This is a genomic window from Haloimpatiens massiliensis, from assembly GCF_900184255.1.
Classification (GTDB): Bacteria; Bacillota; Clostridia; order Clostridiales; family Clostridiaceae; genus Haloimpatiens; species Haloimpatiens massiliensis.
Genome location: NZ_LT854640.1, coordinates 208,304 through 229,719 on the forward strand (window position 1 = coordinate 208,304; position 21,416 = coordinate 229,719).

The following is a 21,416-nucleotide window of genomic DNA, read 5'->3' on the forward strand; positions in this document are numbered from 1 at the left end:
AGATGTATGAAAGATTTTATTTGGTTTTGGAAGGCTAGTAAAAAGTATACTGGATACAATTGGATTAAACTATTTTGTTTAGGATGGAAACCATTATTTAAATTTATGAGATTGACACGAGACAATAGAGAATATATAAGAAATAATCCACGATAAAAGGAGGTGGCATTGTGGCCAAACTAACACCAAAACAACAAAGATTTGTAGAAGAATATCTTATAGACCTTAATGCCACACAAGCGGCAATTAGGGCAGGATATTCGCCTAAGACAGCTAAAGATATTGGATGTGAGAACTTAGCAAAACCCAACATACGCGCGTGTATAGACAAAGCTATGGCAGAGAGGTCAAAACGTACTGGAATAAATGCTGATAGGGTTCTTCAGGAACTAGCAAGAATAGGTTTTGTTAATCCTAAAGACGTTATTAATTTTAATAAAGCTTCAGTAGAATCAAATGCCAGTGAAGATGATCTAGCTGCTATTCAATCAGTTAAGGTTAAGATGATGCAATCTGAAAATGGTGACATGGTTGAAAGAGAAGTTAGGCTTAATGATAAGCTTAAGGCTCTGGAGCTTATGGGTAAGCACCTAGGAATGTTCAAAGACAATGTAAATATTAATGCAAATGTAAATAGCACTAAGAAGCTAGATTCAATACTAGAGCAATTAGGTGATGAAGATAATGAGTGATGAATACAAGTTATCTCCAAAATATAGAGACTTTCTAAAACACAATGCCCCAGTAGAGTTTTTGGAGGGCACAACAGCAGCAGGCAAAACTACAGTAGGAATTACAAAGTTTATGTTAAAGGTTGCTAAGTCAAATAAGAAAATGCATGTAATAGCATCTAAAACAACAGGAGTTGCAGAAAAGAACATAATCCAAAAGGAATATGGAATTTTAGATGTGTTTGGTGATTTAGTAAGATATAACGGTAATGGTGATAAGGATAATAAAATACCTCACATAAGATATCAAACACCCAAAGGTGAGAAGATAATATATATTCTAGGTTATGATAATGCAGATAAGTGGAAGATGGCACTAGGTTCGCAGTTTGGTTGCGTATTGATAGATGAAATTAACACAGCAAGTATTGAATTTGTAAGAGAAATATGTACAAGAAATGATTACTTAATGGCCACACTTAATCCTGATGATCCTAATTTACCTATTTATTCAGAGTTTATAAATTGTAGTAGACCACTAGAAAAATATAAAAAAGATGTTCCAAAAGAAATAATGGAGCAATTAAACAGCGAAGAGAAATCAGGTTGGACATACTGGTTTTTTTCTTTTTATGATAATGCAAGTTTATCTGAAGCAGATATAGAGAAGAAGAAGTTAAGTGCTCCAAAAGGAACAAAGCTTTATAAAAATAAAATACTAGGCTTAAGAGGTAGAGCAACAGGGTTAATATTCTCTAACTTTGAAAGAAGGAACAATGTAATATCTAAAAAGAAAGCTAAAACAATGAAGTTTGTTCAGTTTACTGCTGGACTTGATACTTCATACTCACAGAATAGTCCAGACACATTTGCATTTACTTTCTTAGGGATTACAGATAAGAAAGAAGTTGTTGTACTGGATGAAGAAGTATATAACAATGCAAATTTAGAAACACCTTTAGCACCTAGTGACATAGCTCCTAGGTTTTTTAAATTCTTAGAGAAGAATAGAAAGGAATGGGGATTTGCTAGAGATGTATTTATAGATTCAGCTGACCAGGCAACAATAATGGAGCTTAAGAAGTTTAAAAGAACTAATGCATGTTTATATAATTTTCTTAATTCTTATAAAAAAGTTGAGATAATAGACAGAATACATCTAATGCTTGGGTGGATTAATACAGCTAGTAAGATTTATTACTATGTTGTAGATACTTGTACAGAGCATATAAGGGAATTAGAGTGCTATAGCTGGAAAGAAGATAAGTATGAGCCAGAGGACGCAAACGACCATACAATTAACTCTAGTCAGTACGCATGGATACCTTTTAGAAAGATAATAGGAGATTATAAGGAGGAATAGAAGTGGATAAAGAACTCAAGATTAAAGATTGTTACTCCAATACAAATATAGGAGGATTTGCGTGGGGTCTCATAGTAGGAATATTGTCAGGTATAACACTTATAAAGGTATTATTATTATAGTCCAAGTTTAAATTTAAAATAGGTGCCTAGTACTGTAACTAATATACCTACAATAAAGCCGCTTATAAAATTACTGAAAAATGCACGCCAAAATGCTTTATCTTGTTGTGTTTTATTCAAAAGATATTCTAACCCTATATCAGTAATGACATATGGTTGTAGTGGTTCACCATTTTCAGATAAATTTGAATAAGTAATCCACTGTTTTCTTAACATCAAAGATGGAGTAATATATGAGTTTCTACAGAGAGATAGTAATTCATTTTCATTTAAAGGATTTTCTTTAATAATTCTTAGTATTTTATAACTTTTATCAAGCATTTATATCATTCCTTTCATTAGTAGTATTTTAACATAAATAGAAGGAGGAATAGAATGGGGTGGTTTAAAAATATGGTAACAAAAGCCGCAGTAAAACTATTAAATATACAACCTGCAGTATCAACACCAATAATGATACAAGAACCTTTAAGTTATGAAGGTAATGTAATGAAAAATAGAATATGGTACAGAGGCGAACCATCAGAACTGGACCAGTTTTTTAAGAATATGGCATTAGATCAAGTTAGTAAATCTAGGTTTTGGGCTGCAGTTCCTAGTGAAAACTTAAACATAAGGAAAATGCATTCAGGCCTTCCAGCAATTATAGTGGAAACACTAGCAGATATAATTGCAAGTGATATAAACAGTATCGATATGGAAGAAATACAAGCAGAAACGTGGGAAGAAATATCTAAGGATAATAAGTTTAATAAATTAATCAAGCAAGCTATTGTTGAAACCCTTGTGGCTGGTGATGGAGCTTTTAAAATAACCATAGATACTGATTTAACTCCATATCCTATACTAGAGTATTATAGCGGTGAAAGGGTTGATTATACGGTTAAGAGGGGAAGATTACAAGAGGTATTATTCTTTACTGACTATACTGTTAAGAATAAAAACTATAGACTTATAGAGAGTTTTGGTAAGGGATATATAAAGAATAAGCTAGTTGATGAAAGAGGGAATGAAGTCCCTTTATCTTTAGTTCCAGGACTTGAAGAACTAAAGGATGTAACTTTTGATAATAGCTTTATGATGGCAGTACCTATGAAGTATTTTGAATCGCAAAAATGGGGTGGCAGGGGTAAGAGCATATTTGATAATAAAACAGATTCCTTTGATGCATTGGATGAAATAATAAGCCAATGGATAGATGCAATAAGAGCTGGAAGAGTACAAAAGTATATTCCTGAGGATTTAATACCCAAGAACCCTAATAATGGTGAACTAATGAAGCCTAATCCATTTGATAATCAGTTTATTAAGCTTGGCTCTTCATTGGCAGAAGATGATAAATCTAAAGTAGATATGTTACAACCAGAGATTAGATACCAAGCATTTATTGAAAGCTATGCAAAGGCTTTAGATATGTGTCTGCAGGGAATAATATCTCCAGCAACACTAGGAATAGACCTTAAGAAGTTAGATAATGCAGAAGCACAAAGAGAAAAGGAAAAGACCACTTTATATACTAGAAAGAAGATAATAGATGAACTTCAAGAAGTATTATACGAACTAATCAATGTTATATTTAAAACGTATAATACTATGAATAATAAAGCATGTATAGAAGATATCGAAGTAACAATTAACTTTGGTGAGTATGCTTCACCTAGCTTTGATGATAAGGTTGAAACAGTAGGAAAAGCTAAGACTTTTGGTGTTATGTCTATAGAGCAATGTGTTGAAGAATTATATGGAGACACATGGACAGAAGAAGAAAAAGAAGAAGAGGTTAAGAGGCTCAAAGCAGAACAGGGACTACTTGAAGCAGAAGAACCAAAAGTAACAGATGATGAAGAGTTAGACAATGAAGGAGATAATACAGAGAATATCCCAGAGGATGAAGAAGATGACGAAGAATAGTAAAGTATCAAAGTTAGGTGATATTTTAAAGAAGTTTACTAAGCAATTCATAAAAAAAGGAGCTAAAAAGGAAAGAGACAAGGCTTATGATATTAGAAAAATATTTGAGGAAATGGAGCTTAACCTTATATCATCTATGAAAAGAGCTTTTTATTTTCATGAAAGTGAACAAAATAAAGAAGGTTTTAAATGGGAACAATGGCAGCTTACTAAACTTAGAGAGATTGAGAAGTATAGAAGGAGAAACAAGAAATTAGTTCAGGAACATAATAGGCCTATACAACAAACTATAAACAGAGAGTTAAAAGGTAATTATATTAAAGGCCAAAACAGAGTAAGTAAGTTAATAAGCAAGGTTAAAGAATTTCTGGGGTTTAATAATGAAGCATCCATTAATTTGCCAGAGGATACCTCAGAGAAACAAAGTTTCAAAGAATATATAGCTAAGTTATTAAACAGACCTATAAAACCTCCTAAGGAAGAAAACTTTTTTGGAGTTAATGATAAGAAACTTGAAGCTCTGCAGGAAACAGTTACTAAGGACTTAAATAAAGCTAGCCAAGCTGTACTTAGAAAAATGGATGATGTATATAGGCAAACAATATTTAAAACTCATGTATACTTTCAAAATGGTACTAAAACATTAAATCAAGCAATAGATATGGCAACTAAAGATTTTTTAGATAAAGGTATAAATAGTATACAATATAAAAATGGTGCTAATGTTAATATCGCAAGCTATGCAGAAATGGCTTTAAGAACTGCATCACACAGAGCCACATTATTAGGTGAAGGAAAGAAACGTGATGAATATGGATTATATCTTGTAGTAGTAAGTGCTCATGCAAATACGTGTGAGAAATGTTTACCATGGCAAGGTAAAATACTTATAGATGATGTATTTAGCCACCCAAGTAAAGAGTATATAGAAGAATATAAAGCTAAATACAAGCTATTAAGTGAAGCTATAGAAGCAGGACTATTACATCCTAACTGTAGGCATACATTAACAACTTATTTTCCTGGTATAACTAAATTACCTGTAGCTCCAGATGAAGAAGAAGCTATAAAGGTATATGAAGCTGAACAAAAGCAGAGATATATGGAAAGACAGATTAGAAAGTGGAAAAGAGTCGAGGCTGGAGCTTGTGATTTAGAAAATCAGCAAAAGGCTCATGCTAAAGTTAAGGGTTTAGAGTATAAAATAAGGGAACACTTAAAAAATAATCCTCAACTTAGAAGAGATTACTACAGAGAAGAACCAGGAGAAGGGATAACTAATAAAGCACTAAAAGCTAATGCTAATAGATTGAAACAAAAAGCTTTAGATGATAAAATAGAAGAAACTAGGAAATATATTAAATCAGATGAACAGCCGAAGAATATCCATCTAGGTAAGCAAGGTAAGCATATCTTAGGGCATAATAACTATATACAAGGGAGAAGCTATCTAACTATATCAATAGAAGAAGCAGAGCAATTAATCAAAAGGTATGCAAGTACAGGAACGTTTGAGTTACAGCGTAACGGTGAGGTTAAGAATAGAGAGTTAATTGAATGTAATAAGAATATTGGAATTAATATAAATAACCAAACTGGAGAATTAACAGAAACTAATAGGTTCTATATACACTATAGTAAAGATGGCGTACACATAGTACCAACGTTAAAAGGAGTTGATAAGAAATGAGTTTATTAAGGGAATACTTTAATAAGAATGTAAGAATTGTCGATATAGATAATAGAGAATTTACTGGCTATGTAGAAACCTATACACCACCTATAGACAGCGAGGAAGAATTAGAGGAAATATCTATATTAGACAAGTCAAATAATCTAATAGGGTTTAATGAAGAAGAAATAAAAAGTATAGAAGAAATTTAAAAGCGCTTACTAAGTAAAAATAGTAGGTGCTTTTATTATGCTTAAAATTAAGTGCAGGGAGGATTAAGGTATGGGTTTAATAATAGATACAATATTGATTCCACTATTAGCTATAAGCACTATTTCTGATTATAAAAAGATAAAATCAAATAAAGAATTGATTGAAACATTAAATAAAACATTAGAAAAAATTGATTAAGTCTTAGAAATAAGGCTTTTTATTTTGCTCTTTTTTAAGTGTTGCAGAGCATAAAGAACAACGGTACTCCTAACTGGGAGCAACCAGTATAAATATGCTATTGGAGGGAATAGAAATGGAATGGTTAAGAAAATTATTAGAAAGTGCAACTATTAAAGATGGAAAGCTAGATATTGATGGATTAATGAAGTCAATAAATACTGAATTTCCTAAAAATGCAGTACCAAAAGATAAATTTAACGAGGTTTCAGAAGCTAAAAAGCAATTAGAAAGTGATATTAAAGAAAGAGATAATCAGCTTGAAACTCTTAAAAAGTCAACTGGTGACAATGCGGAGTTACAAAAACAAATTGAAACATTGCAAACTGATAATAAGAAAAAAGATGAAGAATATCAAGCTCAATTAAAAGATTTGCAAGTATCTAATGCAATCAAATTGGCTGTAGCTGATAAGGCACAGGATGCTGAATTAGTAGCAGGATTATTTGATAAGTCTAAATTAATCCTAGGTGATGATGGTAAAATTACAGGACTTGAGGATCAATTAAAAAATTTACAAGAAAGTAAGGCTTTTTTATTCAAGCAAGAAGAAAAACAAGAAACTCAACCAGGTTTTAAAATTGGAGTTGATGGTACATCACAAAATGGAGATGTTAATAGTCAATTAGCTTCAATCTTTGGAAACAGTACTAAATAATAAAGGAGAGATGATGATATGGCAGTAATTAGTTATGCTGAACAATTCGAAAGAGAGTTACAACAAAAATATGTAAGGGAGCTAACATCATATGCGTTAACTCAATCTAATCCAGGAGTTAAATTTATTAATGCACAAACTATAAAGTTACCTAGATTAACTTTAAGTGGATACAAGGACCATAATAGAAATGCTATGGGATTCAACACTGGAACTATAGCAAATGATTGGGAACCAAAGAAACTAGCTCATGATAGGGATATTGAGTTTGCACTAGACCCAATGGATATAGACGAAACTAATCTAGTTTTAGAAGTGGCTAATATCCAAAATGTATTTGAGACAGAGCAGGCAATACCTGAAAAGGATAGTTACAGATACTCTAAGTTATATGCAGAAGCAAAGACTTATAAAGCTAAAGGGGCTGTTATAGATAATACAGTTCTTACAGTAGCTAATATACTAGATTGGTTTGATACTCAAATGGAAAAGATGGACGATGAAGGAGTTCCTGCTGAGGGAAGAATACTTTATGTTACACCAGCTATAAATAAATTACTTAAAAATGCTAGCGGTTTATCTAGAAATATTGATGTAACTTCAAACAACGGTAAGATTGATAGAAGAGTTTATTCATTAGATGATGTTAATATTGTTAAGGTACCAAGTGCTAGATTTAAAACTAAATATGACTTTACTAATGGTTGTGTACCAGCAGGAGATGCAAAGCAAATCCATATGGTACTTGTGCATCCTTCTTGTGTTGTATCAAGAGATAAATATGCTTACATGAAGTTATTCACACCTGGTACAGATTCGAGAACAGCAGATAAATATATATATCAAAATAGATACTACACAGATACATTCTTAATAGAGAATAAAGCTTGTGGTATTGCAATTAATGCTGAAGCGGAAGCATAGGAGGGATATAAATGAAGGCAAGCAAGGATAACAAGGTTTATACGATAGATGAAACTCAAAAAGAAGCTTATGCAGCACAAGGATATGACATTATGGATGATGAAGGTAATATAGTTAAGTATGGAGCTGGCAAAACTGTTTCATATGAAGAATATAAGGAATTAGAGGACAAGGCTGTAAAACTAGAGAAAGAAAATAAAAAGCTAAAAGAAGAAAACAAGGAATTAAAGAAGGGTGACAAGTAGTTACTCTTCTTTTTCTTAAGGATGTGATTTAATGTCTTATGCAGATTCAGCTTACTATAAAAATGAATATGTAGGGAATATCATATCGGATGAAGATTTAAATTCAAAATTAAGTAGAGCTTCTGAACAGATAGATAACTTAACTTATAATAGAATCTCAGCTATAGGTTTTGATAATCTTACAGAATTTCAAAAGGATAAAGTAAGGAAAGCAGTGTGTTACCAAGCTGATTTTATAACTCAATATGGTGAATATTTAAACATGCCATTAAGCGGATATTCTGCTGGAAGTATAAGCCTTTCGTTTAATCCAAAAGAAGGCGGAGGAAATATAAAAACTTCTGACGAGGTTATTAATTTGCTTAGATCTACTGGACTTACTTCAAGGAGGTTGTAGTTATGCTAGGGAAACTTCCATTTCCAAAGTGGATATTGGTAACACCAGTAAAGATATATCAAACGGAAATAAGTGAAGATGGTGAGCCTGTAGAAAACTTAATTTATGATGGATTATGTAATTATAATGAAAAAACCAAACAAACATTAGATGCAGAAAGAAGGCTCATAACTCTTTCAGGTAAGGTCATTGTTGAAGGTGATATTAATCCAGGTAAATTGATTGAGGGATATGTGAAAATTGGAGAAATAAAAAAAGATATATTTAAGACTTCAAGACCACGTAATCCGGATGGTTCAGTTTTCAGTACTGAATTGGAGTTGATTTAATGGGTGTTAAAGTAACTATAAAATTGGATAATTCAAAAATAAATACTCTAATTGAGGCACAAAAGAAAGCTTTAGAAATGACTACAGAAGCTGTTAAGAGTGACATAGTTACTTCTGCAGTAGTACCCAAACAAACAGGTGAACTTGAGATAAGTCATTTTGTAGATACATCACAAATTGATGAAATGAAAACCTCAATTAATGTTAGTGGCCCACCATATGCAAGGAGATTATACTGGCATCCAGAGTATAATTTTAGAACAGATAAAAATATAAATGCCCAAGGAAAATGGATGCAGCCCTATATTGATGGAGAAAAGAAAGACTTTGCTAAAAATACTTTTAAAATAAATTTAAAGCAGCTCTCAAGGGGGTTGATTAAGTAATGTTATTAAGTGACGTAAGAGAATTTTTAAAAACAAAAATAGATTGTCCGCAATGGTATAGTGGGAAAATAGATGGAAGTAAGGAGCAATGCATAGGATTATATAATGTACAAGGTCCTGCTCCTAATTTAGCCTTAGGAGGATTAGCAAACACAAGTTATTCCGCCAAGGCTATTTCTATATTGGTTCACTGGACTAAGAATTGCAATATTGCAGAGCAAAAGGCTCAAGAAGTATATAATGCTTTATTTGGACAAGGTGGTACTATTGGAGGGCATAGGATAATTAAGTTTGATATGAGAACATCAGAGCCTATAGGAGTAGGAACAGATACAAATGGTGTTTTTGAATTTGTAATAGAAACAGTAATTTATTATGAAAGGTAGGTAATGTAAATGGCATTTACAGGAGTATTTCCAGTTTATAACCTTAAATTTAAGGTTGGGGTAAAAGGAAAAGAAAGTACAACCCCTACAGATATGAAAGAGATAGCTGATTTAGAGAACTTTGGTATAAGTATAGATGGTAAGGTGGAGGATTGGACACCAATGACCACTGCGGGATGGGCAAGAGCATTAATGACTGGTAAAGCATTCTCTATAAGTTTAAAAGGAAAAAGAAACGTAGGAGATCCAGGTAATGATTATGTAGCAAACACAGCTTGGAAAGATGGATTGGATTGTAGCACAAAAGGTGAGATAGAATTTCCAGATGGTGCAAAACTTACATTTGATTGTGTTATAGATGTTAAGAACGTAGGTGGTGGAGATTCTACTAATGTTGCACCACTTGAGTTCGATTTAAAAGGTGATGGTAAACCAACATATACACCAGCAGAAGTAGTATAGTAGGAGGGATATAAATGGCTAAGATATATAATATAATGGATAGGCTTACAAATGATAAACCCGAAATTAAAATTGATAATGAACATGTGTATAAAGTAAACAATAGTAAGAATACAGCTATACTTATAAAGTCGTTAAGTGAAGATCCAAAACTTGAAGAATTTGAAATGATGGACAAAATTGTGGAGGCTGGACTTGGAAAAGAAGCGTTAGAGTATATAAATAGTCTAGAACTATCACTGAAAGGCTATGAAGCAATTATGAATGCTATTATGGCAGCCATAAGTGAACAGGATTTAGAAGATATTGAAAAAATGGCAGAGCAAGAAATGAAAAAAATAACTAAAAAAAAGTAAATAAGTGGTATGATTTGTTTGAAGATTGGGGGCTAATAGAAGCCTCCTTTACTTCTCAATACGGGATTAGATTAAGAAATGAGAATGATATGTCATGGGGTGAATTTTGTACACTTTTAGCTGGTATAATGCCTAAAACCCCCCTAGGTGAAGTAGTTAATGTTAGAAGTGAAGAAAATAAGGATATATTAAAAAACTTCACTCCTGAACAACATAGAATTAGAAACGAATGGAGAAATAGACAAGTAGATGATATGACAAATGAAGAAAAGAAGGAAAAAATAAAAGAATTACAAGAAATATTTGCAAAAGCTTTTAGTTAATGTATATTATAATTAAGATATGTTAACTAGGAGGGGAGTATATGGGTTTATTAAATGGCTTAAAAAAGCAAATGAAAGAGGCTTATGAAGAAGGTAAAAATAAAGGTAAAAAATTAGGTTCTTTTGAATATCAATCTGAAAAAATAGAAGAAAAAAAACAAAAGAAATTACAGGAAAAAGAGAGAATATCCAATATGAAAAAAGAGGGCGTAGTATTTTGCCCTAAGTGTAAAAGTACATCTATAACTTATGTTGAAAAACATAAAAAGTTGAGTATAGGTAGAGCAGTTGTAGGTGGAGCATTGGCAGGCGAAACAGGAGCCATTCTCGGAGGATTAACCAGTAAAAAAGTAAAAGGAAAGGTTAAATGTTTAAATTGTGGCTATGAATGGAAACCAGGAAAAAGATAATATATATTTTTAGATAAAGCACTTACTAAGTTAATTAGTAGGTGTTTTTATTATGTTTAAAAGTGAGGTGAGAATATGAGTGATAGTGTAGGGCAGATAAGCTTGGATTTAGGTTTAAATGATGTAACCGAAAAACAAATTGAAAACATCAGTGAGAAAATAAAATCAAATATAACTAAAGCATTAAGTAATTTAGGTGATATAGGTAATGTCAATAAGACATTAGACAGCATTCAAAACACCATAAAGAAAATGATTGATTCAATACACTCGGAAATTAAAAGCAATCTCTCTGAACTTAAAAGTTATATTGAAGATATATTTTCAAAACTTAAAGTAAAAAATCCTATGGAAAATTTTTTAAATAAAGATTCTGCTGCTACTAATGAAAATGATGCTAGCACTAAAACTTCAAGAGGCCCACCTATAGGTGTTAAGGTTCCTAAAGTAGATTTATCCAGTGATACTGAATATATAAAATCACAAATAGAAAATCTAACAGCTCAATTAGACCAAGTTGGAGCTAAAGCTGATGAAGAAAGATACAAAATAAAAGATTTAAGAAAAGAAATAGAAAATTTAAGCAAACCAACTGGTAATAAAGCTATGGATTTTATTAACCAGGAGCAAATAAAAAAGCTACAGATTGAGCTTTCAAAGGCTGAACAGAGACTAAATAAATTTGCATCAACTTCTGATAAAACAGCATTTACAATAATTGAGTTAGAGAAAAAACTTGGAGGATTAGGTAACGCTACAAATACATCTTCAAAAGGTGTTAAAGGTCTATTTTCAAAACTCGGTGCTTTAGGTAGTGCAGCAAAAAAAGTTTCTAGTGCATCAAACGCTACAGCAGAGAATATAAAAAGAAGTGCAAGGGCCAGCATACAAGCTGGAGGGCACTTTAAGAAATTAGGGAATATTGGCTCTGATACAGGAAGAAGATTCCATGGTATGGGAAATATGATTTCTAGAAGTTTTGGCAGAGTATTAAGACAAGTACTTGTAATAAGAATTATGTACAGGGCCTTAAGAGGATTGATTAGCTATACAGGTTCAGCACTTATGACGAATAGGCAATTTGCACATTCTTTAAATCAAATTAGAACTAATTTAATGGTTGCATTTATGCCCATATACCAAGCAGTACTTCCAGCGCTAAATGCTCTAATGAGTGCATTATCTACAGTTACTGCGTATATTGCTACATTTATAAGTGCTATATTTGGTAAAACATATAAGCAGAGTTTTAATGCGGCTAAAGGATTGAATAAAGCAAGAGCAGCTATGGGAGCATACGGTAAAAGTACTAAGAAAGCTGGAGCAGATTCCAAAAAAGCAGCTAAGGATATGGAAGCAATGAAAGGTGCTTTAATGGGATTTGATGAGATAAATCAATTAGATTTAGATAAAGACAAGGGTAAAAAAGATAAGGGCGATTCTGGTGGGGATGGTATGCCACCAATGGTAATGCCTGATGTAGATGTAAGTCCAGCAAGTGCTGCTGGAAAGGCTATAGAAGGTATGGCTAAAAAAGTTAAGGCAGTATTAGCCACAATATTTCAACCTTTTAAGAATGCTTGGGCTAAAGAGGGGCAAGCAACTATTGCAAGTATTAAATATGCATTACATAGTATATTAGACTTACTAGGTAGCATAGGAAACAGTATGCTAACGGTATGGAGCAATGGAACTGGTGAAGCTATATTAACTGTTATACTGCAGATACTTCAAGATATATTCAATATTATAGGAGATATATCAAGTACTTTTACTACTGCATGGAATAAAGGTGGCATTGGAACTTCAATAGTACAAGGAATTGCTAATACAATTTTAAATTTACTAACATTAGTAAAAAAAGTTGGTGATTCATTTAGAGAGGTATGGGGACAAATAGGAACTCCACTAGCCGATACTTTTATGCAGGTTGTAAAATCAACTATAGATACGTTGGAAAATTTATCTCAAAAGCTTATTTATGTTTGGGATAATGGGGGAGAACATTTATTTCAAGGGCTTATTAGATTAGGCTCTAAAATATTTGAATTAGCAGGATATATTTATACACAATTTGTATTACCTTTTGTTGATTGGTTTGTAAATAATATGGCGCCTGCTATTGCACCAGTTTTAGATTTTATTGGTAAATTATTAGATAAGTTTACTGAACTAATAGATTGGCTCATGAATGATGGAAAGCCAGTGCTTGATATAATAGTAACTGTGTTAGGAAGTATGGCAGCCGCATTTGGAGTGGTTAAAGGAGCTATTGCGTTATATCATGGGGTTATAAAAATAGCAACTGGAGTTTCAAAAGTTTTTGGGGCAGCTATAGCTTGGCTGACTTCTCCTATAGGGATAGCAATAGTAGCAATAGGGGCAATAATAGCAATAGGAGTACTGCTATATAAAAACTGGGATACATTAAAAGCAAAAGCGGCAAAAGTATGGGGTAATATTAAGAGTACATTTGAATGTTTTAAAAATTGGCTAGGCAATGTATTTGCAACAGACTGGTCTAGAAGGTTTGGCTTCTTTGGAGATATTTTAAATGCCTTTCTACACACCGTGAAAGATATATGGAATAGTATTAAGAGAGTATTCTCAGGAATTATTGATTTTGTAGCTGGTGTTTTTACAGGCAATTGGAGAAGAGCTTGGCAAGGTGTGGTGAATATATTTGGTGGCATATTTGATGGTATAAAGGCATTAGCTAAAGCGCCATTGAATGGAGTAATTAGTTTAATAAATGGCGCTATAGGCGGATTAAATAAAATAAGCCTTCCTGATTGGGTTCCTGGAATAGGTGGTAAGGGAATTAACATTCCTAAAATACCTATGCTAGCGCGTGGAGGAATTATAGACCAGCCAACTTTATCTATGGTAGGTGAAGCTGGTAAGGAGGCTGTGGTACCATTAGAAAATAATACTGGTTGGATAGATAAAATATCTGAAGTTGTAGCTAATGCGATAGTAGCAGCTATGCAGTTTAATGGTAGCAAGACTAATAATCAAGATAATAGTGATATAGTAATGCAACTTGATGGTGTTACATTTGCAAGATTGATTAAAAAATATATAGATAGTGAAAATCAAAGAATAGGTAATGATGTAATACTTAAAATGACTTAGAAAGGAGCAGGTAGCTATGATAAAAGTTAATGGGGTAGAACTTCCTGCTCCAGTTGATTTTCAAGCAGGGGTAATGGATATTTCTAAGGCGGAAAGAAATGCCAGGGGAAGTATGATAATTGAGAGAATAGCAACTAAAAGAAAATTGGAATTAGCATGGAAGAACTTATCTGCAGAAGAAACAAGCAAATTACTTAAGTTAGTTTCAACGGTATTTTTCAATGTTTCTTATATAGATCCACAAGATAATAGTATGAGGACAGGGACATTTTATTGTGGTGATAGAACTATTGGAATGTTAGGCTTCTTGAATGGCAAAGTATATTATAAGGATATAAAATTTAATTTAATTGAAAGGTAGGTGTTTAGATTGATAACAGTTAGTAAAGAATTTAAGAAAGCAGTTTATGCGCCTACAAGGTCATGCAAGGCTAAAATAAGATTTGAAATACTGGACATTACAGCATTTAAAGACAATACAAAAACAGTAAGTAGCGAGGCTAGTATAAGTAGGAAAGACCAGTTAACGAATAAAATAAGAAAAATGAGTAATAAATATGCGGTATTTGAAAAGGACTATCTAAAGTTAGATGGTTCTTTTATTATTCCACCAAAAACTAACGAAATGTTAGATACAGAGTTGGGGTGGTGGAGCAATGCTTTAAGTGATGTTAATGGAATATTTAATCCATACCAAGTATTAGAGTTTAACTTTAGTCAAGAGCACTCTTCTGCAGGAATAACCCTATACTTCGATATGTTGAGCAGTGAATATGCTACTAATTTTGATATAGATGTATATGGAGCTACAGGATTAATTAAGCATGATTCTATAGTGAATAATTACAATTCTGTATATGTGTATATATCACAATTATCTAATTATAAAAGAATAGTAATAACTATTAAAAAGTGGTGCAAAGGTTATAGAAGGGTGAAAATTACTGAGGTGGACTTTGGAATCATTAAAGAATACACAGATAGCAATTTAATAAAAATGAATGTATTACAGGAACTTAATCCTACAAGTAGTGCTCTACCTGCAGATGAACTAAAGTTTACAATAGATAACTCTAATAAAGAGTTTAATGTTTTAAACCCTTCTGGATTTTATAATTTTCTTAAGGAAGGGCAAGAATGTTTCCCGGAAATAGGTGTTGAATTGGAAAGTGGAGAGATTGAATATATTCCAGTTGGAAAATTCTATCTTAAGAACTGGCAAAGCGACGAGGGGACTCTTACCACTACATTTACTGCTAGGGATATTTTAGATAGCCTTTCTAATGATGAAATTGAAAATGCTAATACTAGAGATACCACCCTTTATGATTTAGCTGTAGAGGTTATGAAGGCAAGTAATATAGAGAATTATGTACTAAGTAACAATTTAAAGTTTATTAAAACTAAAGGATTATACAAGAAAATGAGTTATAGAAATTTGTTACAGCTTATAGCCATAGCTGGAATGTGTGTGGTATACAGTGATAACTTGGGTGTATTCCATATGAAGCAACTTATTAGTGCTGAAGCTGTAATTGATTCTATAACAGTAAGTAATGAAGCTCTTATAAGTAATAAAGACCAGGTAATAAATAATATCCTGGAACCCAATTTTAACATTGCTACTTTTGAAAAAGATAGATTTAAACTAGATGGTAGCTTTGTTATTCCACAGGAAAATATGAAAGGTTATGAGGTTGGCTGGTGGAGCTCTGACTTATGTAATAATGATGGTATATTCTTAACACCATTAAAATTAGAAGTGAATATATCTAAGGACCACAATAGTAAAAATTTTGAGATTTTATTTGATACCATAAATAATGAATATGCTAATGAATTTGATTTAAAAGTTTATGCACCAGATGGATCTATAAAGATAAATGAAACTATAGTAAATAACAAAGCTAGATTCTTCTATGAAAATAATTTACTAGAGAATTGCAGAAAGATAGAGATTGTAATTAAAAAATGGTGCAAGGGTATTAGGAGAGCTAGAGTGGTTGAAATAGGATTTGACCTTCCAACTGATAACATAACTTTTGACAATATCTATAAAGAGCCACAAATAGAGCTAGGGCAAGCCGTAAAAGCGCTTGAAGTAACTTATTATCCAATGGATTTAGAGAATAAAGCAACTTACACTGCAGTAAATAATGATATAAAAGAAGGAGCTATTCTTAAGTTAGAAAATAGTTTAATAAACACAGAGATAGACGCTAAAAATGTGGCTGAATGGCTATTAAAAGAGAATAATAACATTGCTACTTTTAAAGTGGATTGGAGAGGTAACCCGGCATTAAATCTAACTGATAAAGTAAGTATAGAAAATGGGTATGGCAATAATAATATTGCAAATATAACTAAGCAAGAAATAGAGTATCAGGGCTATTTAAGTGGTAAAACAGAAGCAAAGGGGGGAATTTAATGTGGTTAACTCCTAAATTAGATTGGGCTAAGGATGATTTTTATAACCCTGAAGATTTAAATAGAGTTGAAAATAACACCGTAGAAGTAGCAAAATTAATCCAACAATTAATGGGCATTAATATAAGTCTTGAAGGGGCAGTAACTAATAGGGATTATAGTACAATCGAATTTGCAGATAGTTTGAATAGGGTTGAAAGAAACCTAGAAAAACTATCTGTTTTAAATTTACCAAGGTTAAAAGAACTAAAAACTACTTGGCAAACAGGAGAGCCATTTAGCTATAAAGATGCTATTAGATTAGAGAATAATTTAGAAATACTATATGATATTTTGAATAAAAACATAAGTAATATTAAATATTGTGGTTCATTTAGCTGTGGGCAATAAGGGTGTGATCACATGGTTAATACAATTGATATAAAAAATATTGAATGGAGTAAAAACACAGCGGATGTTGGGGAAACTGTTTTAATAAAAATAACCATAAGCAAAATTATTACAGATACTGTGCAGAGTAGTCAATATAGTTTATGTGGAGAAATTATTTCAGGACAACAAGTTAAAAGTGAGCTTGTTTTTAAACCATAGGAAAGGAAGGATATAATGGCAGTAAAAACAGTTAAGGTAAATATGAATGGGCAGGATTATGCATTAAGCTATAATAGTACAAGTGGAAAATGGGAAGGAAGTATAACGGCGCCATCTACTACATCATGGAACCAGTCCAATAATAAATATGGTGTGACCGTAACAGCTACAGATGAAGCTGGTAATAGTACTATAAAAGATAGAACAGATGGTGTACTAGGTTCTGCATTACAATTAAGGGTATTGGAAAAAGACAAACCTACTATTACATTAAGCTCCCCAAGTTCTGGTGCACGTGTTATTACTTCTAAACCAGCTATTAAATTTACATTAAGAGATAGTGGTTCCGGAATAGACATATCTAAATTACAGTTAAAGATAGATAGTGGAACATCTGTAGGAAACACTGCTACCGGTATGGCATGCACAAGCGTGCCTGGGGGGTATGATTGCACTTATACACCTACAACATCTCTCTCAGAAGGTTCACATACCATAACAATTAGTATAACTGATAATGATGGAAATATTTCTGATTTATTATCTTCTGCATTTAATGTGGATACAGTACCACCAGCACTTAATATTTCTAATCCATCAAATGGCTTAATAACTAACAATAAAACTCTAACGGTTAGAGGTACTACAAATGATGAAACATCTTCTCCTGTAACAGTTAGTATTAAGTTGAATGGCGTGGACCAGGGAGCAGTAACAGTATCAAGTGGTTCATTCTCCAAAGCATTAACATTGGCAGAAGGAAGCAATACCATAGAAATTAAAGCGGTAGACAGTGCTGGATTGACTTCTACTGTAACAAGAACGGTAACACTAGATACTAAAGCACCTACTATTTCAGCTGTAGCAGTTACACCAAATCCAGTAGATTGTGGTAAGACATTTGTAATTACAGTAACAGTGAATGACTAATGAGGTTAATAGGGTATTTGGATGGGGTAGAAATTAGTTTTGATTTCTACCCACCAAATGTTTTCAAAGCCACTATACCCAAGAGTGTTAAGGGTACTTATATAGTGCAACTAAAAGCTATTGATAATGCAGGTAATGAAACTAATCAGGCAGATATTTATATGTTTATAGATTTTCAAAAGATGATATTTAGGAAACTAGACAGTAAATATATTTGCAAACATGAAAATAGCGAATTTGTCTGTGTAAAACTAAAAAATAATTATTATTATAGAGAGTTGTGGTGATGTAATGATATTGCAACAGGGGGAGGTTAGAGAGGTTGGAATTGAGGTAATAAATCAACTGGGGCAAGATTTTGTAATAGATGTAGCAGAATATAAAATAATTAATAAAGGCAAAGAAGTATTAGAAGAAGGTTTCCCAGCAATAGATGGGCATAAGGTATTGTTACTATTCAATGCAACAGAGAAAGGTGAATTTAGTGTTATATTTAAATATCATATAGGCCCAGAAATTCTAAAGGCTAAAATTTGTGTGGAGGTGATATAATGGCATATCAAAAAACAACTTGGAAAAATAGATTAGTAGAAAGACCTGGGACTTATACTTTTAGGCAGAATGCGGATGGAACTGTAACTTTATTAGCAGCTGAGGGGAATGTTATAGAAGCTGGAACGCCCGTTAATGCAGAGAATATGAATAAGATTGAGAATTTTTTAGAAGAATTGGATAAAAGAAAAATTAAAGAAAGTGATATAACAGAGGCTGTGCAGGAATATACAGTAGTTTCTTCTGTCCGAGAGCAGGGTTATAGATTATTTCCACCTGGACCAGATGGGAAGCGATTGTTAATTCAATTTGGCAGTATTAAGGTTGCAGAGTCCGAAGGAGCAAATAGTTCTAGCGGAGGGGTGTATTACAAAATGGTTACTAATTTAACTCTTCCATTGTCATATAAAGACGAAAATTTCAAGGTTTCTACGAATGCTAGAGGTGCATTCTGCTGGACATTTGGAAGTTCCGTAAATAATAGCCAAATTAATATTGGACTTTCTAACGTAACGAATGCTGCAACAAATGGTAACCAGACGATACAGTGGCGTACCATAGGATTCATATAAGGAGATGAAAAGATGATATATATAAGTATACAAAATGAAAATGAATTTCTATTTAGAAATTCTAATGTAGAGCAAATAGAGGCGAATGATGTGCCTGTAAAAGAAGAAATATATTTAGAATATTTACAAAGGGAAATAAATGAAAAATTTAAAATTAAAAATCTACAAGGTTCTACTTTTGAAGAAATTTTCGAAGAAGTTGAACCAGAACCAATAGAACCAAGAGAAGTCGAACCAAGTTCGCAGGAACTTTTAGCGCAACAAGTTGCTAACTTAGCGATAGAAAATAAGAAAAAAGATATGGCAATTGAAAGCCTAGTCAAAATGGTTGCAGATTTAAATATTAAAGTACAAGGAGGTACAAATTAATGTTTGATTTCTATAATACGTTTTACAGGATGGGATATTTGAAAATTGATGATGTAAAAGAGGCTTGTAAGTGGAAATGTATAAGTGAGACAGAATATAAAGAGATAACTGGAGAAGATTATACAATTTAGAAAAACTAAAAAGGCAAAATAGGCACCTATATGGTGTTTTTATTTTGCCTAAATTTAATAAGAAAGAAGGTTAAAAAATGAAATGGAATAAAATGCTAAGTACAATTATAGCCGGAGTGGGGGCTTGTGCAAATTACTTCTTTGGAGGGTGGGACATGGCACTTAAGACACTATTACTACTTATGTTTTTAGACTATATAACAGGATTAATTTGTGCAGGCAAAGATAAAACACTTAGTTCTAGTATAGGGTTTAAAGGCTTAGGTAAAAAGATACTTATATTAATAATAGTAGGTGTTGGTGTGTGTATAGATAATGTTACTGGAGCACATGGAATAGTTAGGAGCATGGTTATATTCTTTTATGCTTCTATGGAAGGAATATCTATATTGGAAAATGCAACTAGAGCTGGTGTGCCAGTTCCGGAACAACTAAAAGAAATGCTAGTACAACTTAAAGAAGGAAATAAAAAAGAGATCCATAAAGAGCAGATCAAATAGTTCTGTTCTTTTTATTTAGAAAAATAAAATTTTAGGAGGAATGAATAATGAATATAATAGAAAGAAATCTTAATTTAGGCAATATGACATATGGTAATAAACCCAACACAATAGTATTGCACCATGCAGAAAGTTCTAAGTGTACTGTGGAGGATATAAACAGGTGGCATAAGGGTAACGGTTGGGCAGGCATTGGGTACCACTATTTTGTAAAGAAAGATGGCAGTATCTATAAAGGTAGACCAGATAACGCCATAGGAGCACATGCTAGGGGACACAATACTAATAGTTTAGGCATATGTGCAGAAGGACGATATATGGTAGAGAACATGCCACAAGCACAGAAAAATAGCATTATAGAGTTATGTAAATACCTAAAGAGTAAGTATGGAATAAGTAGGATATATGGACATGGTGAGTTAATGTCCACAGATTGTCCAGGAGCTAATTTCCCTTTACAAGAAATTAAAAATACAGTTCTTAATGGACAGAGCTCTACCAATGCAACTAACAGTGGCGTATCTGTAGGTTCTAAAATAAAAATTACTGGTGCTAATTATGCAACCGGACAAGCAATACCTAACTGGGTAAAAAATAATACTTATACAGTACAACAGATTAGTGGCAGCAAGGCATTAATAAAAGAGATCTTAAGCTGGGTATATATAAAAGATTTAAAAGTGGTGTCCAGCAACTCTAATAGTTCTTCCAAACAAAACACTTCTAATTGGATAAGTTTAGATGGCAAAACTGGTACTTGTACTGGTAGCGGTGTAAGGGTTAGAAGCTCAAAAGATACTAGTACCAGTAAAAATATATTAGGCCACCTATACAAAGGCGAAAAGGTTAGGCTCTACAGACTAGAAGGAGATTGGGTGCACATATATTACCCTTCTCATGGTGGGTACATCCACAAGAATTATATAAAATATTAACTCTAAGGTAGCAGGTAGGAGAAATCTTACTTGCTACCTTTTTTATTTTTTCATATGTGTTTATTAAGATACAAAATAAATTAAATAGTTATGGTGGCAAAAATTATTTTTGCCACCACTTTGCCACCAATGTATAAGATTTATCAAATTTTTATTAATTATAATAAAATAATCGAATGTGCGTAAAGTGTTGATTTACATATTGTTTA

General features: G+C 32.5%; 31 protein-coding genes and 1 pseudogene. 31 read left to right on the forward strand and 1 reads right to left on the reverse strand.

Going from position 1 to position 21,416, the window contains the following annotated elements:
• The first annotated feature begins 6 nt into the window (after positions 1 to 6).
• Genes C1715_RS19375 through C1715_RS09145 form a run of 3 tightly spaced genes read left to right on the forward strand, consistent with a single transcriptional unit; the run spans position 7 to position 2,034 of the window.
• A complete protein-coding gene (locus C1715_RS19375; protein ID WP_180964037.1) occupies positions 7 to 156 on the forward strand; it encodes a hypothetical protein in 150 nt (49 codons plus the stop codon).
• 14 nt (positions 157 to 170) lie between these two features.
• Positions 171 to 692: a terminase small subunit gene (locus C1715_RS09140; protein ID WP_102400194.1), complete on the forward strand. Its 522-nt coding sequence runs from the start codon at positions 171 to 173 to the stop codon at positions 690 to 692.
• Positions 685 to 2,034 carry a terminase large subunit domain-containing protein gene (locus tag C1715_RS09145; RefSeq protein WP_102400195.1) on the forward strand — a complete coding sequence of 450 codons (1,350 nt, stop codon included), beginning with the start codon at positions 685 to 687 and terminating at the stop codon, positions 2,032 to 2,034. The genes C1715_RS09140 and C1715_RS09145 overlap by 8 nt, the downstream gene beginning before the upstream one ends.
• A gap of 116 nt (positions 2,035 to 2,150) precedes the next feature.
• Here the strand turns inward: C1715_RS09145 and C1715_RS09150 are convergent, their stop codons facing one another.
• Positions 2,151 to 2,477, reverse strand: coding sequence for a hypothetical protein (locus C1715_RS09150; protein ID WP_102400196.1), 327 nt, complete (start codon positions 2,475 to 2,477; stop codon positions 2,151 to 2,153).
• A 54-nt stretch (positions 2,478 to 2,531) separates the two neighbouring features.
• On the opposite strand from C1715_RS09150, the gene C1715_RS09155 reads away from it, so the two are divergent.
• The 28 genes and pseudogenes from C1715_RS09155 (at position 2,532) to C1715_RS09285 (ending at position 21,207) form a co-directional block, all read left to right on the forward strand.
• Entirely contained in the window at positions 2,532 to 4,067 is a 1,536-nt protein-coding gene (locus C1715_RS09155; RefSeq protein ID WP_102400197.1) for a phage portal protein, read from the forward strand.
• Positions 4,054 to 5,757 (forward strand): phage minor capsid protein, encoded by a 1,704-nt coding sequence (locus C1715_RS09160; RefSeq protein WP_102400198.1) that lies wholly within the window; start codon positions 4,054 to 4,056, stop codon positions 5,755 to 5,757. The genes C1715_RS09155 and C1715_RS09160 overlap by 14 nt, the downstream gene beginning before the upstream one ends.
• Positions 5,754 to 5,951, forward strand: coding sequence for a hypothetical protein (locus C1715_RS09165; protein WP_102400199.1), 198 nt, complete (start codon positions 5,754 to 5,756; stop codon positions 5,949 to 5,951). Before C1715_RS09160 ends, C1715_RS09165 begins: the two co-directional genes overlap by 4 nt.
• Positions 5,952 to 6,021: 70 nt before the next feature.
• Positions 6,022 to 6,150, forward strand: coding sequence for a hypothetical protein (locus C1715_RS20050; RefSeq protein ID WP_278320101.1), 129 nt, complete (start codon positions 6,022 to 6,024; stop codon positions 6,148 to 6,150).
• Positions 6,151 to 6,265: 115 nt separating this feature from the next.
• Positions 6,266 to 6,847 (forward strand): phage scaffolding protein, encoded by a 582-nt coding sequence (locus tag C1715_RS09170; protein WP_102400200.1) that lies wholly within the window; start codon positions 6,266 to 6,268, stop codon positions 6,845 to 6,847.
• 18 nt (positions 6,848 to 6,865) lie between these two features.
• On the forward strand, positions 6,866 to 7,771 hold the full coding sequence (locus C1715_RS09175) for a capsid protein (RefSeq protein ID WP_102400201.1): 906 nt from the start codon (positions 6,866 to 6,868) through the stop codon (positions 7,769 to 7,771).
• 11 nt (positions 7,772 to 7,782) lie between these two features.
• A complete protein-coding gene (locus C1715_RS09180; protein WP_102400202.1) occupies positions 7,783 to 8,016 on the forward strand; it encodes a hypothetical protein in 234 nt (77 codons plus the stop codon).
• Positions 8,017 to 8,047: 31 nt separating this feature from the next.
• Entirely contained in the window at positions 8,048 to 8,413 is a 366-nt protein-coding gene (locus C1715_RS09185) for a head-tail connector protein (RefSeq protein ID WP_102400203.1), read from the forward strand.
• 2 nt (positions 8,414 to 8,415) lie between these two features.
• Positions 8,416 to 8,742 carry a hypothetical protein gene (locus tag C1715_RS09190; protein WP_102400204.1) on the forward strand — a complete coding sequence of 109 codons (327 nt, stop codon included), beginning with the start codon at positions 8,416 to 8,418 and terminating at the stop codon, positions 8,740 to 8,742.
• On the forward strand, positions 8,742 to 9,128 hold the full coding sequence (locus tag C1715_RS09195; RefSeq protein WP_102400205.1) for a hypothetical protein: 387 nt from the start codon (positions 8,742 to 8,744) through the stop codon (positions 9,126 to 9,128). Before C1715_RS09190 ends, C1715_RS09195 begins: the two co-directional genes overlap by 1 nt.
• Entirely contained in the window at positions 9,128 to 9,514 is a 387-nt protein-coding gene (locus tag C1715_RS09200; RefSeq protein ID WP_102400206.1) for a phage tail terminator protein, read from the forward strand. Before C1715_RS09195 ends, C1715_RS09200 begins: the two co-directional genes overlap by 1 nt.
• Before the next feature lie 9 nt (positions 9,515 to 9,523).
• Entirely contained in the window at positions 9,524 to 9,976 is a 453-nt protein-coding gene (locus tag C1715_RS09205) for a phage tail tube protein (RefSeq protein ID WP_102400207.1), read from the forward strand.
• 14 nt (positions 9,977 to 9,990) lie between these two features.
• Complete coding sequence (locus C1715_RS09210) at positions 9,991 to 10,332, forward strand: hypothetical protein (protein ID WP_102400208.1); 342 nt, start codon at positions 9,991 to 9,993, stop codon at positions 10,330 to 10,332.
• An 11-nt stretch (positions 10,333 to 10,343) separates the two neighbouring features.
• Positions 10,344 to 10,655: pseudogene (locus C1715_RS09215) on the forward strand (Gp15 family bacteriophage protein); the annotation flags it as partial.
• A 41-nt stretch (positions 10,656 to 10,696) separates the two neighbouring features.
• Positions 10,697 to 11,065, forward strand: a complete 369-nt coding sequence (locus C1715_RS09220) for a hypothetical protein (protein WP_102400210.1) — start codon at positions 10,697 to 10,699, stop codon at positions 11,063 to 11,065.
• A gap of 75 nt (positions 11,066 to 11,140) precedes the next feature.
• A complete protein-coding gene (locus C1715_RS09225) occupies positions 11,141 to 14,200 on the forward strand; it encodes a phage tail protein (RefSeq protein WP_102400211.1) in 3,060 nt (1,019 codons plus the stop codon).
• Between the two features lie 16 nt (positions 14,201 to 14,216).
• A complete protein-coding gene (locus C1715_RS09230) occupies positions 14,217 to 14,561 on the forward strand; it encodes a DUF6711 family protein (protein ID WP_102400212.1) in 345 nt (114 codons plus the stop codon).
• 9 nt (positions 14,562 to 14,570) lie between these two features.
• A complete protein-coding gene (locus C1715_RS09235) occupies positions 14,571 to 16,628 on the forward strand; it encodes a hypothetical protein (RefSeq protein WP_102400213.1) in 2,058 nt (685 codons plus the stop codon).
• The gene (locus C1715_RS09240; protein WP_102400214.1) at positions 16,628 to 17,017 is read left to right on the forward strand and encodes a hypothetical protein; all 390 of its coding nucleotides are present in this window, start codon (positions 16,628 to 16,630) and stop codon (positions 17,015 to 17,017) included. The genes C1715_RS09235 and C1715_RS09240 overlap by 1 nt, the downstream gene beginning before the upstream one ends.
• 12 nt (positions 17,018 to 17,029) lie before the next feature.
• Positions 17,030 to 17,218, forward strand: coding sequence for a hypothetical protein (locus C1715_RS09245; protein WP_102400215.1), 189 nt, complete (start codon positions 17,030 to 17,032; stop codon positions 17,216 to 17,218).
• A gap of 15 nt (positions 17,219 to 17,233) precedes the next feature.
• Positions 17,234 to 18,148, forward strand: a complete 915-nt coding sequence (locus tag C1715_RS09250; RefSeq protein ID WP_102400216.1) for an Ig-like domain-containing protein — start codon at positions 17,234 to 17,236, stop codon at positions 18,146 to 18,148.
• The gene (locus C1715_RS09255) at positions 18,148 to 18,435 is read left to right on the forward strand and encodes an Ig-like domain-containing protein (protein ID WP_146005379.1); all 288 of its coding nucleotides are present in this window, start codon (positions 18,148 to 18,150) and stop codon (positions 18,433 to 18,435) included. Before C1715_RS09250 ends, C1715_RS09255 begins: the two co-directional genes overlap by 1 nt.
• A gap of 4 nt (positions 18,436 to 18,439) precedes the next feature.
• The gene (locus tag C1715_RS09260) at positions 18,440 to 18,700 is read left to right on the forward strand and encodes a hypothetical protein (protein ID WP_102400218.1); all 261 of its coding nucleotides are present in this window, start codon (positions 18,440 to 18,442) and stop codon (positions 18,698 to 18,700) included.
• A complete protein-coding gene (locus C1715_RS09265) occupies positions 18,700 to 19,272 on the forward strand; it encodes a hypothetical protein (RefSeq protein WP_102400219.1) in 573 nt (190 codons plus the stop codon). Before C1715_RS09260 ends, C1715_RS09265 begins: the two co-directional genes overlap by 1 nt.
• 12 nt (positions 19,273 to 19,284) lie before the next feature.
• Positions 19,285 to 19,641 (forward strand): hypothetical protein, encoded by a 357-nt coding sequence (locus tag C1715_RS09270; protein ID WP_102400220.1) that lies wholly within the window; start codon positions 19,285 to 19,287, stop codon positions 19,639 to 19,641.
• On the forward strand, positions 19,641 to 19,772 hold the full coding sequence (locus C1715_RS09275; protein WP_102400221.1) for an XkdX family protein: 132 nt from the start codon (positions 19,641 to 19,643) through the stop codon (positions 19,770 to 19,772). The genes C1715_RS09270 and C1715_RS09275 overlap by 1 nt, the downstream gene beginning before the upstream one ends.
• A gap of 77 nt (positions 19,773 to 19,849) precedes the next feature.
• Positions 19,850 to 20,272 carry a phage holin family protein gene (locus C1715_RS09280; RefSeq protein ID WP_102400222.1) on the forward strand — a complete coding sequence of 141 codons (423 nt, stop codon included), beginning with the start codon at positions 19,850 to 19,852 and terminating at the stop codon, positions 20,270 to 20,272.
• A 47-nt stretch (positions 20,273 to 20,319) separates the two neighbouring features.
• Entirely contained in the window at positions 20,320 to 21,207 is an 888-nt protein-coding gene (locus C1715_RS09285) for an N-acetylmuramoyl-L-alanine amidase (RefSeq protein WP_102400223.1), read from the forward strand.
• Positions 21,208 to 21,416: the final 209 nt, after the last annotated feature.

Excerpts from the sequence above, each read along its gene's own strand:
- C1715_RS09175 (WP_102400201.1), top strand. The coding sequence starts at position 6,866 with ATGGCAGTAATTAGTTATGCTGAACAATTCGAAAGAGAGTTACAACAA.
- C1715_RS09270 (WP_102400220.1), top strand. The coding sequence starts at position 19,285 with ATGATATATATAAGTATACAAAATGAAAATGAATTTCTATTTAGAAAT.
- C1715_RS09160 (WP_102400198.1), top strand. The coding sequence starts at position 4,054 with ATGACGAAGAATAGTAAAGTATCAAAGTTAGGTGATATTTTAAAGAAG.
- C1715_RS09275 (WP_102400221.1), top strand. The coding sequence starts at position 19,641 with ATGTTTGATTTCTATAATACGTTTTACAGGATGGGATATTTGAAAATT.
- C1715_RS09165 (WP_102400199.1), top strand. The coding sequence starts at position 5,754 with ATGAGTTTATTAAGGGAATACTTTAATAAGAATGTAAGAATTGTCGAT.
- C1715_RS09185 (WP_102400203.1), top strand. The coding sequence starts at position 8,048 with ATGTCTTATGCAGATTCAGCTTACTATAAAAATGAATATGTAGGGAAT.
- C1715_RS09250 (WP_102400216.1), top strand. The coding sequence starts at position 17,234 with ATGGCAGTAAAAACAGTTAAGGTAAATATGAATGGGCAGGATTATGCA.
- C1715_RS09195 (WP_102400205.1), top strand. The coding sequence starts at position 8,742 with ATGGGTGTTAAAGTAACTATAAAATTGGATAATTCAAAAATAAATACT.
- C1715_RS09230 (WP_102400212.1), top strand. The coding sequence starts at position 14,217 with ATGATAAAAGTTAATGGGGTAGAACTTCCTGCTCCAGTTGATTTTCAA.
- C1715_RS09150 (WP_102400196.1), bottom strand. The coding sequence starts at position 2,477 with ATGCTTGATAAAAGTTATAAAATACTAAGAATTATTAAAGAAAATCCT.
- C1715_RS09240 (WP_102400214.1), top strand. The coding sequence starts at position 16,628 with ATGTGGTTAACTCCTAAATTAGATTGGGCTAAGGATGATTTTTATAAC.
- C1715_RS09205 (WP_102400207.1), top strand. The coding sequence starts at position 9,524 with ATGGCATTTACAGGAGTATTTCCAGTTTATAACCTTAAATTTAAGGTT.
- C1715_RS09145 (WP_102400195.1), top strand. The coding sequence starts at position 685 with ATGAGTGATGAATACAAGTTATCTCCAAAATATAGAGACTTTCTAAAA.
- C1715_RS20050 (WP_278320101.1), top strand. The coding sequence starts at position 6,022 with ATGGGTTTAATAATAGATACAATATTGATTCCACTATTAGCTATAAGC.
- C1715_RS09170 (WP_102400200.1), top strand. The coding sequence starts at position 6,266 with ATGGAATGGTTAAGAAAATTATTAGAAAGTGCAACTATTAAAGATGGA.
- C1715_RS09255 (WP_146005379.1), top strand. The coding sequence starts at position 18,148 with ATGAGGTTAATAGGGTATTTGGATGGGGTAGAAATTAGTTTTGATTTC.
- C1715_RS09260 (WP_102400218.1), top strand. The coding sequence starts at position 18,440 with ATGATATTGCAACAGGGGGAGGTTAGAGAGGTTGGAATTGAGGTAATA.
- C1715_RS09225 (WP_102400211.1), top strand. The coding sequence starts at position 11,141 with ATGAGTGATAGTGTAGGGCAGATAAGCTTGGATTTAGGTTTAAATGAT.
- C1715_RS09190 (WP_102400204.1), top strand. The coding sequence starts at position 8,416 with ATGCTAGGGAAACTTCCATTTCCAAAGTGGATATTGGTAACACCAGTA.
- C1715_RS09220 (WP_102400210.1), top strand. The coding sequence starts at position 10,697 with ATGGGTTTATTAAATGGCTTAAAAAAGCAAATGAAAGAGGCTTATGAA.
- C1715_RS09180 (WP_102400202.1), top strand. The coding sequence starts at position 7,783 with ATGAAGGCAAGCAAGGATAACAAGGTTTATACGATAGATGAAACTCAA.
- C1715_RS09285 (WP_102400223.1), top strand. The coding sequence starts at position 20,320 with ATGAATATAATAGAAAGAAATCTTAATTTAGGCAATATGACATATGGT.
- C1715_RS09245 (WP_102400215.1), top strand. The coding sequence starts at position 17,030 with ATGGTTAATACAATTGATATAAAAAATATTGAATGGAGTAAAAACACA.
- C1715_RS19375 (WP_180964037.1), top strand. The coding sequence starts at position 7 with ATGAAAGATTTTATTTGGTTTTGGAAGGCTAGTAAAAAGTATACTGGA.
- C1715_RS09155 (WP_102400197.1), top strand. The coding sequence starts at position 2,532 with ATGGGGTGGTTTAAAAATATGGTAACAAAAGCCGCAGTAAAACTATTA.
- C1715_RS09265 (WP_102400219.1), top strand. The coding sequence starts at position 18,700 with ATGGCATATCAAAAAACAACTTGGAAAAATAGATTAGTAGAAAGACCT.
- C1715_RS09210 (WP_102400208.1), top strand. The coding sequence starts at position 9,991 with ATGGCTAAGATATATAATATAATGGATAGGCTTACAAATGATAAACCC.
- C1715_RS09280 (WP_102400222.1), top strand. The coding sequence starts at position 19,850 with ATGAAATGGAATAAAATGCTAAGTACAATTATAGCCGGAGTGGGGGCT.
- C1715_RS09200 (WP_102400206.1), top strand. The coding sequence starts at position 9,128 with ATGTTATTAAGTGACGTAAGAGAATTTTTAAAAACAAAAATAGATTGT.